Source organism: Paenibacillus sp. FSL E2-0201, assembly GCF_037963325.1.
Classification (GTDB): domain Bacteria; phylum Bacillota; class Bacilli; order Paenibacillales; family Paenibacillaceae; genus Paenibacillus_AQ.
The window spans coordinates 1,895,219-1,912,928 of record NZ_CP150154.1; the positions used below are offsets into that span (position 1 = coordinate 1,895,219).

12 protein-coding genes are annotated in these 17,710 nt (G+C 44.1%); 8 read left to right on the forward strand and 4 right to left on the reverse strand.

Annotation, left to right across the window (positions count from 1 at the left end):
• The first annotated feature begins 7 nt into the window (after window positions 1-7).
• The 8 genes from NSU15_RS08360 to pulA all read left to right on the forward strand — a co-directional run bounded on the left by NSU15_RS08360 (window position 8) and on the right by pulA (window position 12,279).
• Window positions 8-1,573, forward strand: a complete 1,566-nt coding sequence (locus tag NSU15_RS08360; protein ID WP_042131973.1) for a flotillin family protein — start codon at window positions 8-10, stop codon at window positions 1,571-1,573.
• Window positions 1,574-1,684: 111 nt separating this feature from the next.
• A complete protein-coding gene (locus tag NSU15_RS08365) occupies window positions 1,685-2,392 on the forward strand; it encodes an ABC transporter ATP-binding protein (protein WP_339289866.1) in 708 nt (235 codons plus the stop codon).
• The gene (locus NSU15_RS08370) at window positions 2,385-3,998 is read left to right on the forward strand and encodes a hypothetical protein (protein WP_339289867.1); all 1,614 of its coding nucleotides are present in this window, start codon (window positions 2,385-2,387) and stop codon (window positions 3,996-3,998) included. Before NSU15_RS08365 ends, NSU15_RS08370 begins: the two co-directional genes overlap by 8 nt.
• Before the next feature lie 130 nt (window positions 3,999-4,128).
• Window positions 4,129-5,004, forward strand: a complete 876-nt coding sequence (locus NSU15_RS08375; RefSeq protein WP_042125542.1) for a PRD domain-containing protein — start codon at window positions 4,129-4,131, stop codon at window positions 5,002-5,004.
• A 339-nt stretch (window positions 5,005-5,343) separates the two neighbouring features.
• Window positions 5,344-7,407: a glucose-specific PTS transporter subunit IIBC gene (gene ptsG / locus NSU15_RS08380; protein ID WP_042125544.1), complete on the forward strand. Its 2,064-nt coding sequence runs from the start codon at window positions 5,344-5,346 to the stop codon at window positions 7,405-7,407.
• Between the two features lie 98 nt (window positions 7,408-7,505).
• Window positions 7,506-7,781: an HPr family phosphocarrier protein gene (locus NSU15_RS08385; RefSeq protein ID WP_042131974.1), complete on the forward strand. Its 276-nt coding sequence runs from the start codon at window positions 7,506-7,508 to the stop codon at window positions 7,779-7,781.
• Window positions 7,774-9,486 carry a phosphoenolpyruvate--protein phosphotransferase gene (gene ptsP / locus NSU15_RS08390; protein WP_042125545.1) on the forward strand — a complete coding sequence of 571 codons (1,713 nt, stop codon included), beginning with the start codon at window positions 7,774-7,776 and terminating at the stop codon, window positions 9,484-9,486. Before NSU15_RS08385 ends, ptsP begins: the two co-directional genes overlap by 8 nt.
• Window positions 9,487-9,939: 453 nt before the next feature.
• Window positions 9,940-12,279, forward strand: a complete 2,340-nt coding sequence (gene pulA / locus NSU15_RS08395; protein WP_339289868.1) for a type I pullulanase — start codon at window positions 9,940-9,942, stop codon at window positions 12,277-12,279.
• Between the two features lie 58 nt (window positions 12,280-12,337).
• Here pulA and NSU15_RS08400 read toward each other — a convergent pair whose 3' ends face one another.
• The 4 genes from NSU15_RS08400 to NSU15_RS08415 all read right to left on the reverse strand — a co-directional run bounded on the left by NSU15_RS08400 (window position 12,338) and on the right by NSU15_RS08415 (window position 17,691).
• Window positions 12,338-13,948 carry a diguanylate cyclase gene (locus NSU15_RS08400; protein ID WP_339289869.1) on the reverse strand — a complete coding sequence of 537 codons (1,611 nt, stop codon included), beginning with the start codon at window positions 13,946-13,948 and terminating at the stop codon, window positions 12,338-12,340.
• A 439-nt stretch (window positions 13,949-14,387) separates the two neighbouring features.
• Window positions 14,388-15,560, reverse strand: a complete 1,173-nt coding sequence (locus tag NSU15_RS08405; protein WP_339289870.1) for an ABC transporter permease — start codon at window positions 15,558-15,560, stop codon at window positions 14,388-14,390.
• Window positions 15,557-16,255, reverse strand: coding sequence for an ABC transporter ATP-binding protein (locus NSU15_RS08410; RefSeq protein WP_339289871.1), 699 nt, complete (start codon window positions 16,253-16,255; stop codon window positions 15,557-15,559). The genes NSU15_RS08405 and NSU15_RS08410 overlap by 4 nt, the downstream gene beginning before the upstream one ends.
• On the reverse strand, window positions 16,252-17,691 hold the full coding sequence (locus NSU15_RS08415; RefSeq protein WP_339289872.1) for an efflux RND transporter periplasmic adaptor subunit: 1,440 nt from the start codon (window positions 17,689-17,691) through the stop codon (window positions 16,252-16,254). Before NSU15_RS08415 ends, NSU15_RS08410 begins: the two co-directional genes overlap by 4 nt.
• Between the last annotated feature and the right edge of the window lie 19 nt (window positions 17,692-17,710).

A 17,710-nucleotide genomic window follows, 5' to 3' on the forward strand; every position in this document is an offset into this window, starting at 1 on the left:
GTTCGGTATTCCTGAGTATTTGTTAATTCCTGCTGTTGTCGTCGCTGTTCTGTTTGTGCTAGGGATCGCATTCTGGGCACGTTACAAAACGGTAGGACCAGATGAAGGGATGATCGTAACCGGTTCGTTTTTAGGGAGCAATCATATTTCTGACGATGGGTCTGGACGTAAAATAAAGATTGTGCGCGGAGGCGGGGCGTTTATCCTCCCAGTCTTTCAAAAGGCTGAATTTATGTCACTTCTTTCTCATAAACTCGATGTGACGACCCCAGAAGTATACACCGAGCAAGGTGTACCGGTAATTGCTGACGGGGTTGCGATTATCAAGGTGGGCAGTTCCACTGAAGACGTGGCAACAGCCGCTGAGCAGTTCATGGGGAAACCGATTGAGGCGCTGAAGAGTGAAGCTCAAGAGGTACTTGAGGGGCATTTACGTGCAATACTCGGCTCCATGACTGTCGAGGAAGTATACCGTAACCGTGATCGTTTTGCGCAAGAGGTTCAAGGTGTGGCGGCACGCGATCTTAAGAAAATGGGTCTGCAAATTGTCTCCTTCACCATCAAAGATGTGCGAGACAAACATGGATACTTAGAAGCGTTAGGTAAGCCGCGGATTGCTGCGGTGAAGCGGGACGCAGAGATCGCTGAAGCAGAAGCTGTGCGTGATGCGAGAATTCAAAAGGCGAACGCTGAGGAGCAAGGGCAAAAAGCAGAGCTGCTGCGGGATACGAATATCGCTGAAGCCTCCAAGGATAACCAGCTTAAGGTGGCAGCGTTTAAGCGGGATCAGGATACTGCGAAGGCGGAAGCTGACCAGGCTTACCATATTCAAGAGGCACGTGCGAAGCAGACCGTTGTCGAAGAGCAGATGAAGGTTGAGCTGGTGCGTAAGGAACGTGAAATCGATCTGCAAGCGAAAGAAATTCAAGTTCGTGAGAAGCAGTACGACGCAGAAGTGAAGAAAAAAGCGGAAGCGGATCGTTACGCAGTAGAGCAAGCGGCAGAAGCTGATAAGGCGAAGAGAATGCGTGAAGCGGATGCGTTGCAATACAGTATTGAGACGCAGGCTAAAGCAACAGCGGAGCAAAAGCGCCTTGAAGGTCAAGCGATGGCGGATGCAGAGCTGGCAAAAGGTACTGCGGATGCCGAAGTTATCCGCTTGCGCGGTCTAGCGGAAGCAGAAGCAAAAGAGAAGCTGGCAGAAGCCTTCCAGAAATTCGGCGAAGCAGCCGTGCTCGATATTATCGTCAAAATGCTGCCAGATTTGGCTGGACAAATTGCGAAGCCGCTGGCATCCATTGATAAGCTTACTGTTGTAGATACCGGTAATGGTGAAGGTGCGGCACGTGTCAGTAACTATGTAACTCAGTTGATGTCTACGGCTCCTGAGATGCTGAAGAGCGTCTCTGGGATTGACGTAGAGGCCCTGATCAAAGGGCTGACGACAAGATCCTCAGGGGCAGCTGGAAGCAAGGCAGTTCCAGTCGCACCCGCGGCCTCTCTGCAACCTCCAGCAGCCTCGGAGGGAGCGAGCAAAGCTTCAACTTCTGTGGCGGAGCAACCTGAAGGCTAGTGTAAGCAATAATTATAGAATAATTTAACTTAAGGTAAGCTCGGTGATTGCTGCCGGGCTTACTCTATGTTTTTAGGTCTTTTAGTTATTGAATGGGAGAGGTGCGAGAACGTGCAGTTGATTTTAGATGATATTCAAAAGAGCTTTGATGGTAAACAGGTCATTAAAGGTGCTGATTTTACCTTTGAAAGAGGGAAGATATACGGGCTGCTCGGACGAAATGGAGCAGGCAAAACCACACTTTTCAATTGTCTGAGCGGTGAGGTTCAAATGGATAGCGGCGCTGCCTTTATCGGTGAGAAGGATAATGCCCGTCCGCTTCGTGACGAGGACATCGGATATGTATTTTCTCTCCCCATCTTACCTGAGTTTCTAACAGGTTATGAGTTCGTAAAGTTTTATATGGACATTAACCGTGAGAAGATCGATCCGAATAAAAGCATTGAAGATTATTTTTCCATTATTAAGTTTGAGGAAGAAGATCGCCACCGGCTGATTAAGGGCTATTCCCACGGAATGAAGAATAAAATTCAAATGCTCTGCTTTATCATTACTCGACCGCCTTTGATTTTACTAGATGAGCCTTTAACTTCTTTTGACGTTGTTGTCGCTCTTGAGATCAAGAAGTTGCTGCGCGAGATGAAGCAGGATCACATCATTATTTTTTCTACGCATATTTTGCAATTGGCCGCCGATTTATGTGACGAGTTGGTTATTCTAAATCATGGAACCCTTCAAGAAATTCCGCGTGAGACCCTACAAAGTCCAGAATTTGAGGAACAGATTATAGCTTTACTTCAGGATGGCAACAATGATTAGGACACTTCGCAGCATCCAGAGGATTCGAGGCTCGTCCGGAGCCAATCGGCTGATTTACTATTTTAGAAAGCTACCTGTTCTTGGTAAACTTTTAAAAGATGATATCTACTCCAATGTTGCCCTAAAAGAAGTCTTTGCTGGGATTGTAGCTGTACTGAAGGTACTGTGGGGATTTTTAAATAAGTTCGCTTATTTGGGAATTGTGATATATTTGCCAATCATTCTCACACACAAAGAAATGCCGCTCGCCGAACAGTATGCATTGTTCCTACATATTTTTATCATTCTAAGCTTTATAGTGGCTGGAGTTTCGAATGTATTTATATTAGAGCCCAAACGGGATAAATATATATGTGTGAAGCTAATGAGGATTCCGGCTAAACAGTATATGCATGCTACGCTATTACTTAAAGGCCTAACATTCTTTATTTATTTTGTGCCAGCTTTAACCGTTTTTGCGGGGATTTTTGGCGCACCGCTGTGGCATGGCATATGGCTTACAGTACTGTTAACGGCCTGGAGAATAGTCACCGAGGCTCTAAACCTTTGGTTTTTTGATAAAAAGGGAATTGTGTTAGTTAAAAAGATGAGTTGGGTATGGTCGGTTATTGGGCTAGGTGGTTTACTTGGCTATGTACCCCTTTATCTTGGAAATGCTTTTGTAAATGATACGGCAGGATTTAGTGTCCCATTGAGTCTTGTGATTGTTGTACTTGGAGGAATTGCAGCTGTGTATATTGGGAAATATCCTAACTATCGCAGTGCTGTAGATGTTGTCACCAAGATAGATGATCCACTGCTGGATATGAATCGGATGATGAGAGAGGCGAGGGTGGCGGAAGTCCAGACCAAGGAGAAGGACTTTTCGTCGGAAGAGCTTAAGGGTAAAGCTTTTCAAGGAAAAACAGGTTACGCCTATCTGAATGCTATTTTTTTCTCCAGGCATAAACGCTTGTTAATTCAACCCATCCAGAGACGTTTAACCATCATTGGTGTGCTCTTTTTAGTGGCTGTCCTAATGATGCTCATTTCGCCAGAGACTTCGTCTAAGTTTACGACCTATCTGCTAAGCGGACTTCCTTTTTTTGTATTTATAATGAACTATACCTCTATAGGTGAGCGTGTATGCAAAGCGATGTTTTACAATTGTGATCTAAGCTTATTAAGGTATGGTTTTTATCGTGAACAATCAGCAATTCTGGACAATTTCAAAATACGTCTTATTAAGTTGAGTGGACTTAATCTTATTCCTGCTTTCGCTATATGTTCTGCATGTACGCTGCTGTTTCTGCTCTCTGGTGCAGATTGGGGTTTGATGGATGCGGTGATCTTTTGGGTAACGATTCTTTGTCTTTCCTTGTTCTTCTCGGTGCACCACTTGTTCATGTATTATATTTTTCAACCGTACAGCACAGAGCTAAATATGAAGAATCCGTTCTTTGTTATCGTCAACAGCATTGTCATGGGACTAAGTGTGGCTTGTATCGGATTTCCAAAAGCATCGTCAATTTTTACACTAGTTGTTCTGACGGGAACGATAGCTTATATGGTTATTGCCGTGACATTGGTATACAAGTTCTCCAGCCGAACCTTTCGGGTAAAATAGAACGCAGAGTGTCCTTCTAATATCGGAATGTTGATGATATGATGGTAACAAGAGTTTTTTTAATCGTACCGTTTCATGTTGCGTTTGCTGCTTGGAAGTCAGGTGTTTAGAAATAAAAGAGGTGGCAAATATGAGTAGCATAACTGTAGCAAAGGTGTTAAATAACAACGTTATCATTGCGGACCATCCCCAATATTCCGAGGTTGTTGTGATTGGCAAAGGGATAGGGTTTAATCGAAAATTGCATGATCAGATTAATCTATCCTCTGTGGAGAAGATGTTTATTCTCCGTAGCCAGGAAGAGCAGGAACAATATAAACAGCTTCTTCCCCAAGTGGATGAGAAGTTGATTGAGATTGTACATGAAATTTTGTTATATATTATGAATTGCAGTAGTCAACCGCTTAATGAACATGTTCATATTGCACTCACCGATCATATCTCATTTGCTATACGGCGTTATGAACAAAATATCCCTATTCATAACCCATTTCTGTATGAGACTAAGGAAATTTATCCTGAAGAGTACAAGATGGCAGAGTATGCGATTGAGCGAATTAATGAAGGTATGGGTGTGGAATTACCCGTAGATGAGGTGGGCTTTGTGGCACTTCATATCGTTAGCGCGTTGAGTAATAGACAAATTTCTGAGGTTAGACAACATTCGCTTTTGATTGCGGATTTGATTGGAATCGTAGAGAATAACCTCGAATATCGAATTCCTCGTGATTCACTTGATTATTCGCGATTGGTGACTCATTTACGATTTGTTCTTGAAAGACTGCGCCGTGGAGAATCGGTAAGGGAGACTTCTACGCTGGATGGTCTAATGAAACGGGAATATCCCGAAATGTATACCTTGGCTTGGCAATTAACTAAGGTTATCGAGAACCGAGTGCGAATTCCTGTGTATCCAGCAGAGGTCAGCTATTTGACAGTTCACCTGCAACGTCTTGCTCAGAAGAAAGAGGATGAAATGGATATGGAGACGAAAGGTAAAGCTTGATAAGCATAAACGTCTTTGGCCTCCTCATAAGGCCGGAAAGCGTTTAAGCGAGAAAAATATGGATAATGTATAGTGTGAAATTTATACTTTCTAATATTAAAAAAAAGCTTGTCACTTCAAAAAAACGGTGCTACAATATCCGTGTCCTAATTAAAACAGAATACCAAGCGTGTAACTGATTCGATCAGGCATGAGTGATTTACAGTATTTTGGTTGCTAGTCCCCATCTTGGGGTAATCTAACCTTAGCGTTAGATAACAACCTTTATACTGTGTTGCTCATGCCTTTTTTGGCATCTGTTTTTACTGAAAATGTGAATAATGAAAGGAAGTGACCATGATGTTCAAAAAGCTTTTCGGCGTTTTACAAAGAGTCGGTAAAGCGCTAATGCTCCCGGTAGCCATACTGCCAGCAGCCGGTCTGCTCCTTGGAATAGGAAACATGCTGGTAAACCCCGATTTTCTACAATACGTTCCGGCTCTTGAGAACGATGTAGTTCAGGCAATAGCGAACGTATTGATGAACTCAGGGCAAATTGTATTTGATAATTTATCCTTACTATTTGCCGTGGGTGTTGCCATCGGTTTATCCGGTGGTGAGGGTGTTGCTGGTCTAGCCGCTATTATCGGTTTCCTCGTAATGAATGTTACGATGGGTACTGTAATTGGCGTCAATGATTATGTCCTGAGCCAAGGTGATTTTTCCTATGCTAGCGTCTTAGGAATTCCAACACTGCAAACGGGGGTATTTGGAGGTATACTCGTCGGTATATTGGCATCGTCCATGTACAAACGATTCTTCAAAATCGAACTTCCATCCTACCTGGGTTTCTTCGCAGGTAAACGTTTCGTTCCGATCATGACTGCGGTAACGTCTTTGCTTCTTGGTCTGGCATTGACCTTAGTTTGGCCGCCAATTCAACACGGTCTGAACTATGTATCCCAAAGTATGATTGATACGAATAAAACGCTCGCTGCGTTTATCTTCGGTACGATCGAACGCTCGCTCATTCCTTTTGGTCTGCATCACATCTTCTATTCTCCGTTCTGGTATGAATTTGGTACCTACGTTGATAAAGCAGGAGAATTGGTACGTGGTGACCAACGGATCTTCATGCAGCAGCTTCGTGATGGCGTAGAATTCACAGCAGGAACATTTACAACAGGTAAGTATCCATTCATGATGTTTGGTCTTCCAGCAGCTGCTCTGGCTATCTATCATGAAGCTAAACCTCATAACAAAAAACTTGTCGGTGGCTTGATGCTTTCCGCAGCATTAACTTCATTCCTGACAGGGATTACTGAGCCGCTTGAATTCTCGTTCTTGTTCGTGGCTCCACTGCTGTTCGCAGTACATGCTGTTTTTGCTGGTTTGTCCTTTATGACCATGCATATCCTTAATGTCAAGATTGGTATGACTTTCTCGGGCGGCTTTATCGATTACGTGCTATTTGGTATAATCCCGAACCGCACGGCTTGGTGGCTCGTAATTCCAGTAGGTCTTGCTCTTGCCGTAATTTACTACTTCGGATTCCGCTTTGTTATTCGGAAGTTCAACTTGATGACTCCGGGTCGTGAAGAGGATACGGGGGAAGTCGAAGATACAAACACAGAAGCAGTTTCTAAAACGGGTGATGATTTACCACGAAACATCTTGTCTGCGTTGGGTGGTAAAGAGAATATCGCTCATCTGGATGCTTGTATTACCCGCCTTCGTGTGGAGGTTAAAGATAAATCAGGCGTGGATAAGACTCGTCTGAAGAAGTTAGGTGCATCAGGTGTACTCGAGGTGGGTAATAACATTCAAGCGATCTTCGGTACACGTTCCGATACCATAAAATCGCAGATTCAAGATGTAATTAGCGGGAAGACACCTGCAGCAACACCAGCAGCGGCTAAGCCAGAGCCTGAGGAAGAACAGCAGGCAGGTGAAGCAGGTGAAGCGATTATCAAAGAAGATATCGTCTCTCCGGTAAATGGTGAACTGGTGGATATCACTGAGGTTCCAGATGCGGTATTCTCCCAAAAAATGACGGGTGATGGTTTTGCTTTCCTATCTGATGATGGAAAAATTGCTTCGCCAGTCTACGGTAAAGTGTTTAATGTGTTCCCGAGCAAGCATGCTATCGGCATTATGTCCGATGGAGGCAAGGAAGTGCTCGTTCATATAGGGGTTAATACAGTTAAGCTTAAAGGTCAAGGCTTTACAGTTCTAGTTGAAGAGGGCGACCTTGTAGCTGCTGGACAGCCGATCATGGAAGTGGATTTAGAATATGTAAAAGCACATGCGCCATCTGTAATGTCTCCTGTTATTTTCTCTAATTTGCCAGAGGGATCTTCCGTAACCTTGAAGAAGCCAGGCAAGGTGTCAATTGGTGATAAAGATATTATTACCATTCAGTAAAAGTGCAAGGGCTGACGCTTCCTTTAAATCTTAAAGGGAGCGAAGCTTTCACTATAAATTAAAATATTCTATTAAAAGAAAGCGAGTTGGATAATATTATGCAAACAACATTCAGAATTATTGATGAAGATGGAATTCACGCACGTCCGGCAACTGCCTTGGTAAATACAGCAACGAAATTCAAAGGTACAGAAGCTTATGCAGAAGCAAAAGGTAAAAAAGTTACATTGAAATCTATCCTTGGCGTATTGTCATTGGGTCTGGAAGCTGGAGACACTTTGTCTCTGATTACTGAAGGCAGCGAAGAAGCTGAAGCTCTGAGCGCACTTTCTGATGTAATGATCAAAGAAGGGCTAGGGGAAATCCATGAATAAAATTTCAGGAATCGCGGCTTCAGCAGGGATTGCAGTAGCCCGTGCTTTTATCCTGAAACATCCGGATTATACAATTACGAAGACTAGTGTCAGTGATCCTGAGGCAGAAGTCGCCAAGTTGAATGACGCACTTGCTAAATCGAGTGCTGAACTGCAAACCATTAAAGAGCGTACTTTAGCGGAATTAGGAGAGAAAAAAGCGGAGATCTTTGCATCCCATCTGCTGATTCTTGAGGATCCTGAGCTAATTAATCCTGTAATTGATAAAATTCGTCAGGAATCGGTTAACGCGGACTATGCACTAAACGAAGTAGCTACACAATTCATTGAAATGTTCGAGAACATGAAGAGTGCTTACTTACAGGAACGTGCTGCTGACATGCGTGATGTGACCAAACGCCTGCTGAACCACTTGCTGGGTATTCATTATGTTAGTCCTGCAGAAATCAGTGAAGAGGTAATTGTTATCGCTGAGGATTTGACGCCTTCTGACACAGCACAGCTAAATCGCAAGTATGTTAAAGGCTTCACAACAAACATTGGTGGACGTACGTCCCACTCAGCAATTATGGCACGTTCTTTAGAAATTCCAGCGGTGGTTGGAACTAAGAATGTCATGACTGAAGTGAATTCTGGGGATCTAGTGATTGTCGATGGTCTGAACGGAGACGTTCTAATTAATCCTAGTGAAGCAGAAGTGGCTGAATATGTTCGCAAGCAGGAAGCTTACGACTTGCAAATTGCAGAGTGGAAGAAACTTCGTGATAAACCAACGATATCTGCAGACGGTAAGCACGTGGAGCTGGCGGCTAATATCGGTACACCAAACGATGTCAATGGTGTACTTGAGAATGGTGGCGAAGGTGTAGGCTTGTATCGTACTGAGTTCCTATACATGGGCCGTGATAAGCTGCCTTCCGAGGAAATCCAATACAACGCCTACCGTACTGTGCTTGAGAATATGAAAGGCAAACCGGTAGTTGTACGTACACTGGATATCGGTGGTGATAAAGAGCTTCCGTATCTGGACCTTCCAAAGGAAATGAACCCTTTCTTAGGATTCCGTGCGATTCGTCTTTGTCTGGATCGTCAAGATATTTTCCGTACGCAGCTGCGTGCTTTACTAAGAGCGAGTGTTCATGGGGATCTTCGCATTATGTTCCCTATGATCGCAACACTTGGTGAATTCCGTGCAGCCCGCGATCTTCTACTTGAAGAGAAAGCAAAGCTTCGTGAAGAAGGCAAGGAAGTATCTGACAACATTCAGCTCGGCATAATGGTTGAGATTCCTTCTACTGCTGTATTGGCAGACCAGTTTGCGAAGGAAGTTGATTTCTTCAGTATTGGTACGAATGATCTTATTCAATATACAATGGCTGCTGACCGTATGAATGAACGGGTGTCTTACCTGTATCAGCCATACAATCCTGCCATCCTGCGTTTGGTCAAGAATGTTATTGATGCAGCGCATGCAGAAGGTAAGTGGACAGGAATGTGCGGTGAAATGGCTGGGGACGCAACAGCGATTCCACTTCTACTAGGTCTTGGCCTTGATGAATTCAGTATGAGTGCAACGTCAATTCTGCCAGCACGTAGTCAAATTTCTAAATTGTCGGCTGCCGACATGAAGGAACTGGCTGCAAAAGCACTGCAACTTGGCACTGCTGAAGAAGTAGCTGCACTTGTTCAAAGCATCACTAATTAATTATTTCCATATGCATTACTCCGTTTAAGCGTTTTATAGCGCTCCAACTACTATTACCGACTTCCAATGTTTTGGAGGTCGGTTTTTTTGTGTTTAATTGCTATTTTTTTGGTATCAGCACACAAGGATTCGTGGTTTGATTTTAGTTCATGCGCTTACATTGGCTTCTGTTCATACATGAGCGTTATACTCAATTAAGAATAACTAAATTCGCTAATTATTTGCTTTATTGCACAGATGTCTATGCCGATAGTAATAGTGATGAGTATAAAGTCGGTAAGGAACCCAAACCTGTAAATATGTCTTACATATAATAGTATGGATCCATAGAAAGTTCATACTCCTTATTCGACTTGCAGAGCTGTGCAAGTATTATTATGATCACAATTGGAAATATTTGGACTTATAAGCATCCCTCAAGTTAGGTAGGGAGCCATAGGATGGTGTTAACTCATGAGTAAAAATGTTATAAATACAGAATTAATGTTAGAAGTCTATGAAGGCAGAGACCTGGGTTTAACGTACTCGGTGGAGTACAGTCTATTTAAAGTCTGGGCACCTACTGCTTTTGCTGTGTCTCTTGTGTTATACGAAACGGATGGAAATCAACTTAACATTGAATTTGATCTGAGCTCTACAGATAGTGGGCGGATTATATATATGCAGCGCCAGAACGGCGGAGTCTGGCAGACTAAGTTATCAGGTGATCTAAAAGGGAAATATTATATGTACCGTGCTGTATATGCTGATGGGAATGTGACGGAAGCAGTAGATCCTTATGCAACAGCCGTATCGGCAAATGGTTTAAGAACAGCAATCGTTGATTTACGGGAGACCAATCCTGAGCATTGGGAGCAGGACGTTGCTCCTCCGCTGCAACATCCTGCTGATGCGGTTATTTACGAGCTGCATGTGCGTGACTTCTCCTCACATGAGAGCTCTGGGATGTACTATAAGGGTAAATTCAAAGCATTTACCGAATTTGGATTAAAGGATTTGGAAGGAAATGCAATAGGTATTGATCATCTGGTTGAATTGGGTATCACCCATGTACATCTGATGCCTGTGTTCGATTTCCAGACAGTGGATGAGTTAAGTGTAGTGAAGCGCGGTACGTCCATTGAACAGACTGACTACAATTGGGGTTATGATCCTCAGCATTATAACGTACCGGAAGGATCATATAGCACAGATCCTACCGATCCAGAGATACGAATTCGCGAATTCAAAGAAATGGTTCAGGCTTTGCATAGCCGTGGAATTTCGGTGATTATGGATGTAGTTTACAATCATACGTACGCTGTGGAGAAGGGGCCCTTCGAGCCGCTTGTGCCAGATTATTTCTATCGCCGTGATTACTTGGGACGTTTATCTAATGGCTCGGGAGTTGGTAACGAGCTAGCGACAGAGCGCCCGATGGTACGTAAATATATTAAGGATTCGTTGTTTTACTGGGCTTCTGAGTATCATATTGATGGCTTCAGATTTGATCTTATGGGTCTGATGGATAGTGTGACCATGCGTGAAATAACGGAAGAACTTCGACTTGAGGTGAATCCTAATTTGCTGTTATACGGAGAACCTTGGACAGGAGGAGATTCTCCGCTGTCAACAAAGACGCTCAAAGGTGTGCAGCGGGGGAAAGGATATGCCGTGTTCAACGATAATTTTCGTTCGGCAATCAAAGGAGATAGCGATGGATGGGGACGGGGCTTCATTACAGGAGAATACGGTAAAGAAGGGGCTATTGCGTCAGGAATTAAAGGAGCGATCCACGAATTTACGGACTCCCCTGTGGAATCTGTGAACTATGTAACCGCCCATGACAATTTGAATTTGTGGGATAAGGTGCTTACCGTTCAAGGGGGATTTCAGGATGCCGTTTCACGGGCTAATCCTTACTCTAATGTAGATCTTGATAATATTCTTAGCAACGAAACCGTACGCCGTTCCCTGCTTGCTAACGGAATCATCCTGACATCACAAGGTATTCCATTTCTGCACGCTGGTGATGAGCTGTTGCGTAGTAAATTTGGAGATCATAATAGTTACCGCAGCGGTGATACGATTAACGCGATCCGCTGGAATATGAAAAGTGTGTTTAAGCCTGTATTTCAATATTATAAAGGCTTGATCGAACTGCGGCGTACACATCCGGCATTCCGTCTACATGGCCGGCAGGAAATTGAGCGTTCGCTGGAATTTATGCGCTGTGATGGTGGTATAGTGTCGTACCTGCTTAGTAATCATGCAGGAGGCGACCTCTGGAACAATATAGCAGTCATTTTTAATGCCAATAACGATCGAATAAGGCTGTCTCTTCCTGAAGCTACTAACGGTTGGAATGTAGTAGTGGATCATACCCAAGCGGGGACAGAAGCATTCCGAAAGGTTGCAGGTAGCGAGGTAGAAATTGAGGGCTTGTCGATGATGGTGCTCTATGATGAATGTGGTGAGCCTGCACCGCGGTCCAAAATCATCGAAGTACACTATGAACGACCAGATGGGGATTATAAGGGTTGGAATCTTTGGGTTTGGGATACAGGAATACAGGATGGACAATGCGATTTTCGGTATATGGAGGACGGACGTGCAGTTGCACGAATTGAGGTATTGCCTGATACCAATTCTATCGGGTATATATTACGGCTAAATGACTGGGAAGAAAAAGATGGAGATGGCGACCGATTCATTGATTGTTCTGAGAATGGAGACCTTATCAAGGTCATGGTAATAGATCGTGAACAAGAGAATGATGGGATTTCAGATGATCATCTGCAGTTAACCAGTTAAAAGAAGAAAAGAGCTGCTTCGGGGTTAGTGTTACTCCGAAGCAGCTCTTTTGTTGTTCTTATGGTTTTCCGATGGTCTGGTTAGATAAACCTACATCCAAAAGCTCGTAGTAGAGATTAGCTTCATTTCCTCCACGGTCTTTGGAAAGGTACATCGCTAGATCGGCGGCGCGCAGAAGTTCATTTATACTGCTTCCGTGTTCAGGAAATAGAGCTACACCAATACTAGCAGAGGTATGAAAGCTTGATCCATTATCAATAGACCAAGATTTGTTGAACAGCTTCAGCAAACGTTGTAGCATTTCATCTAACATTTCTGGAGAGGTAAACCGGTGCAGTACCACCGCAAATTCATCACCGCCAATCCGGAATGCCTGACCCACACCTTTGACGGTCTGCAGAAGCTCTCGAGAGAGCAGTTGGAGAAATTCGTCTCCAGCCAGATGTCCTAAGGTGTCGTTTAGCTGCTTGAATCTGTCACAATCCAGCAGTGCGAGTGCAATATTCTTTCTCCGTTCTTCCGGTTGGTTGATGAGATTCTCCATGTACATTTTAAAATGAGCCCGGTTGGGAATCGCGGTTAAATGATCATAGAAGGCTAGCTTATGTAATCGTTCTTCGTATTGCTTCCGTTGTGTAATTTCACGGGATACTAACATGAATTGTGCTGGGAAAGTATTACTTCCTCGAACAGGTGACACCTTCGTTTCCAACCATACCCATTGCCCTTCAGATCCACGCATTCGTAGCTCTGAGATACGGGGGGTTCCCTGAACGACACTCTTTAGTTTAGCCCAGGCGATCTCCGGTTCACGAATGTAGTTGGATAGTGGATCACCCTTTTTAGGGACATAGCCGAGAATACTTGAGTGAGAAGGGGAGCTATACAGAATTAACCCGTTAGGATCGGTCAATATAATGAAATCAGACATCGTTTCGCCGATTAGCTGATAGAGTGTTTGTTCCTCCAGCATTTCATTCTTGAGCCAAATGATTTTGCGGCCCAGATAAATAATAACCAGAAGCAGTATGAAAAAGACGAGTGAATATAGCGCAAAGAGCGCGCTCTTTTTATCTTGGAACCCATTTGTTACTTGCAAGGCATAGGTGTTTATCAGGTCTTCTGATTGATCTAGATGACTTCTAACTTCATTTAACTGTATGTTCAGATTAACAGCATGATATGAAGCAGGATCCCATCCGATCTGCATCCGTTCAGCTATCAATTTACTCCCTGTACTCTTCCATAGGACTAGGGATGTTTCGAAGGAATGGAGCTCGTTCTCTAATTTGGTAAGTATATTGGCCTGCTTCAAATCACTGAAGGGTTTGTTAATTGATTTAATGTCTGAACTTGCTAGACTTACCCGTTCCTCTGCTTGCTGATTATTGTCCTTAAATTCCTGAATAAACTGATCACGTTCAGCTTCAGTGAGGTTCGAGCTCATTGCGGAGTGGAGAGCGATTGCGGCCTGATACAGATCACGATCAGCGCTCAGGATGAGCTCAGAGTTCTCAAATACATCGTCATATAAAGAATCTGACATTCTGTTAATGGTCTGATTTAGATAGAGTAAAGAAGCCACACTAATCCCAACCAACAGAATGGAGATCGCAGCGAAAATAAAGATTAGCTTGCGTGTTACTTTGATATTGAAAAATCCGGCCACGGTCATCTTCTCCCTGCATAAGATGATTTAAAAAAATCTTATTGCTTCTAACGTATAACCTGCGTAACTATTATCTGTGGCAGGTGTATTTTTATTTTTAGGCAAAGATGTTGAGAGTAATTAATTGAAAAAGAGGTGTTCTAACATAGTGGGAAATGAGGCATGGGAAAGATAAATTGTGTGTGGATCGCAGTTTGTCGTACAACAAGTATATAGGACGTCCTACTTATAGAGCAATCGCTTCCTCAAATAAATATCAATAATAAAAATTTAAATGATTAGGGGATGGGCCTATTGCCTTATCTATATTCAAATCCATAAATCCTATTACCCAACTGCCCCGTAAATGATACCCGGCTTAGCCCCAAAAATATGCGTTCTGTTAGTTAAAAAAGCTGTCCCAGTCATACTATAACTGGGACAGCTGACTTTGAAGTAACTATTCGTTACGTAGTGCATGAATGGGACGAAGTCGTGCGGCTTTGTTCGCAGGCATCATTCCGAAAATCACGCCGATAAGCAAGGAGAAAACAAAGGATATCATTACCATATCCCATGCAATGGATACAGTAAGTGAAGTGTATTTTCCTAGTAACCAACTGCCTGCGACTCCTATGCCAACACCGATCACCCCACCCAATCCGCTAAGAACAATGGATTCGATCATGAATTGAGCGAGAATATCGAATTTCTTGGCGCCGATTGCTTTGCGGATACCAATTTCTCTTGTTCTTTCATTAACGGATACGATCATAATATTCATAATACCGATCCCCCCGACAAACAGTGAGATACCGGCGATGCCCGCAAGTGCCATTGAAAGCGTAGCTGTCGTGGAATTTACAGTTTCCAGCATCTCTTGAGAATCAAATACGCTAAAAGCATTATCCGCGTAGTTAAATTTAGCATCCAGTGTACTCTCTAGCTTATCTTTTACGCTAGCTACAGTATCTGCTGAAGTCGTCGCAATTGTGATGGAACGTACGCCTTTGCTTTTTAACTGACGTTCTGCAGTAGCTATAGGGATCAGAATGATATCATCATTGGAACCGCTAAGACTAGAACCTTTCGCTTCTAAGAGACCCACGATTTTATAACTGATCCCGTTTAGCTGTACCTTTTGGCCCACAGGATCGTCTGTACCGAATAAATCCTCAGCCGTTCCTGTGCCTATTAGCGCCACCTTTTGCCGATACTCCGTATCAATATCAAGCAGGAAACGTCCGGACTGTACATGAAAATCCTTAACGTCCTCATAAGAAGGTGTAATGCCTTCAACAGTAACGCTAACATTCTCTGTATTATGCTTGGCAGTAACGTTGCCGCTTATCACAGGAGCTACATTTTCTATCCCCTCTATATCCCCTAGCGCCAAGGCTTCTTCATAGGTGAGGGAGGTGGTTGCTCCGCGGCCAGTGATGTTTACCGTCAATTGATTCGTTCCGAGTCCATTGAGCTGCTCCGTAATCTGAGAAGTAGTTCCCTGACCTACAGAAACGAGGATGATAACGGATGATACTCCAATAATAATACCCAGCATCGTTAAAAAAGCTCTTACTTTACTGCTGTAGATGCTCTTAAGAGCCATGCGCATACTTTGAAATATTTTCACCTCGCATTCCTCCGATCTTCCACGAGGTTGCCATCCTGAATACGAATGATACGCTTTGCTTGTTTTGCAATTTCAAGGTCATGTGTGATTAGGATGATCGTATGACCTTGTTCATTTAATTCTCCTATCATCTGCATGACCTCTTGTCCAGTCCGCGTATCAAGTGCCCCAGTAGGTTCATCTGCAAGTAGAATAGGGGGAGATCCTGCCATGGCCCGCGCAATTGCTACACGCTGTTGCTGCCCTCCTGAAAGTTCAGAAGGGCGGTGATGCATTCTATCCCCCAAACCTACTTTAATAAGAGCTTGCTGCGCTGTTTCTCTGCGTTCTCGATGTGAGAGCCCACGGTAAATTAACGGAAGCTCCACATTCTCGACAGCAGACAGTTTGGGGAGGAGATTGAAGTTTTGAAAGATAAAGCCGATCTTCTCATTTCGGATAACTGCCAGCTTGTTGTCTGATAACTTGCGAACCTCATGTCCGTCCAGAAGATAACTTCCTTCATCAGATACATCCAGGCACCCAAGCATGTTCATGAGTGTAGATTTACCAGAACCGGAAGGCCCTATAATCGCTACGAACTCTCCAAAATCAATCGAAAAGGAAAGACTTTTTAGGACTGTCATGGTTTCTCCTGCCATAGTGTAGCCATGGGTCATATTCTGAACTTGGATCAGCGGCGCTGAAGCACTCATCTACTGCCACCTCCGCCGCCACCTGGTGCTCTGCCCATACCGCCGGCACCACCTCCACTGAAGCCACCTCCGCCGCTAAAACCGCCACCGCCGAAATCAGCACCACCCATACCGCCCATGCCGCCTTGCATTTGCATCTCAGTACTGGTTGTACCCGTCTTAGTAGAGATGACTGTAGGGATAATCACCTTGTCTCCTTCATTAAGCCCACTGACAATTTCTATACTGCTCTCATCATGGATGCCCACTTCGACAGAGACCATTTGCTGGTTACTATTTCCGCGGTTTCTTGTGCCCGTTGTTCCGCTAAGCATAGCACCGCCACGAGCATCGGGTGCTCCACTAGGCATAACACCGCCGCGGGCATCAGGCGCTCCACTAGGCAAAACACCGCCGCGAGCATCAGGAGCCCCGCTAGGCATAGCGCCACCGTTAGCATCAGGAGCCCTGCTAGGCATTGGTGCTTGACCGTCGCCAGCTGATTTTGAGAATTCAGTTGAACCTGCTGCTAAAGGAAGAGCTACTGTGTACTTGCCATTTCTTTCTTGAACAGCCTCGATAGGTACAGTTAACACATCTTTTTTCTCGGCAGTTGTAACCGAAACTTCTGCTGACATGCCTACAAGGGCACCTTCAGAGTTAGTCAAGCCAACGGTAACATCAAAGAGGGAGACTCCGTTCGAGACGGTGCCTTCCTTGGCAATCTTAGTAACACTCCCCTTGAATTCAGTGTCGGGCAGGGCATCTAATGAAATGGTAGCAGGCATCCCTATTTTCACTGTAGGAATATCAAGCTCATCCACCTGCACAATGACGCTTAAATTAGCATAATCGGTGATATTTATGAGCTCAGAGCCATCCATCGCTTTTTCACCGCTGGCTATGTTCACTGTTGTAACAGTTCCGTCAATAGGAGCGGTTAAGGGATCTGGAGGGAGCATATCCTCTTGTACAGATGCGATTTTTTCTATTTGAGAGGCAATATCCGTTTTTGCTTTTTCAATCGAACGTTTGGCACTATTCAACTCGTCTTCGGAGGTACCCGCCACGGCAAGCTTCTTATACTGCTCCTGCTTGTCCTGAAGATCTGTCTCAAGCGAGGTAAGGGAGGTTTGTTCCTGCTTAAGATTGTCGCTCAGGTCATCGCCTTCGAAGGTAATTAGTGTTTGGCCTTTTTTCACAAGGTCACCTTCTTTGACGAGTACTTCAGCTACGGTTCCGGCGTTCTTCGTTTTCACTTTTCCCGTTTCGGTGGCCGTGACAGAGCCTGCTCCAGATACATTTACTACAATATCGCCCTTTGTAACCGTAGCTGTATTCACGGGCACTTCAGCAGCCTGACTGTTCTTATCAGGTAGAAATGTATAAACCAACAATCCGGCTGTTGCTACAGCTACTACTCCGATGGTCCAGAGCAACACTTTTTTCTTCTTCATTTCTTTCCTCCATAGCTCA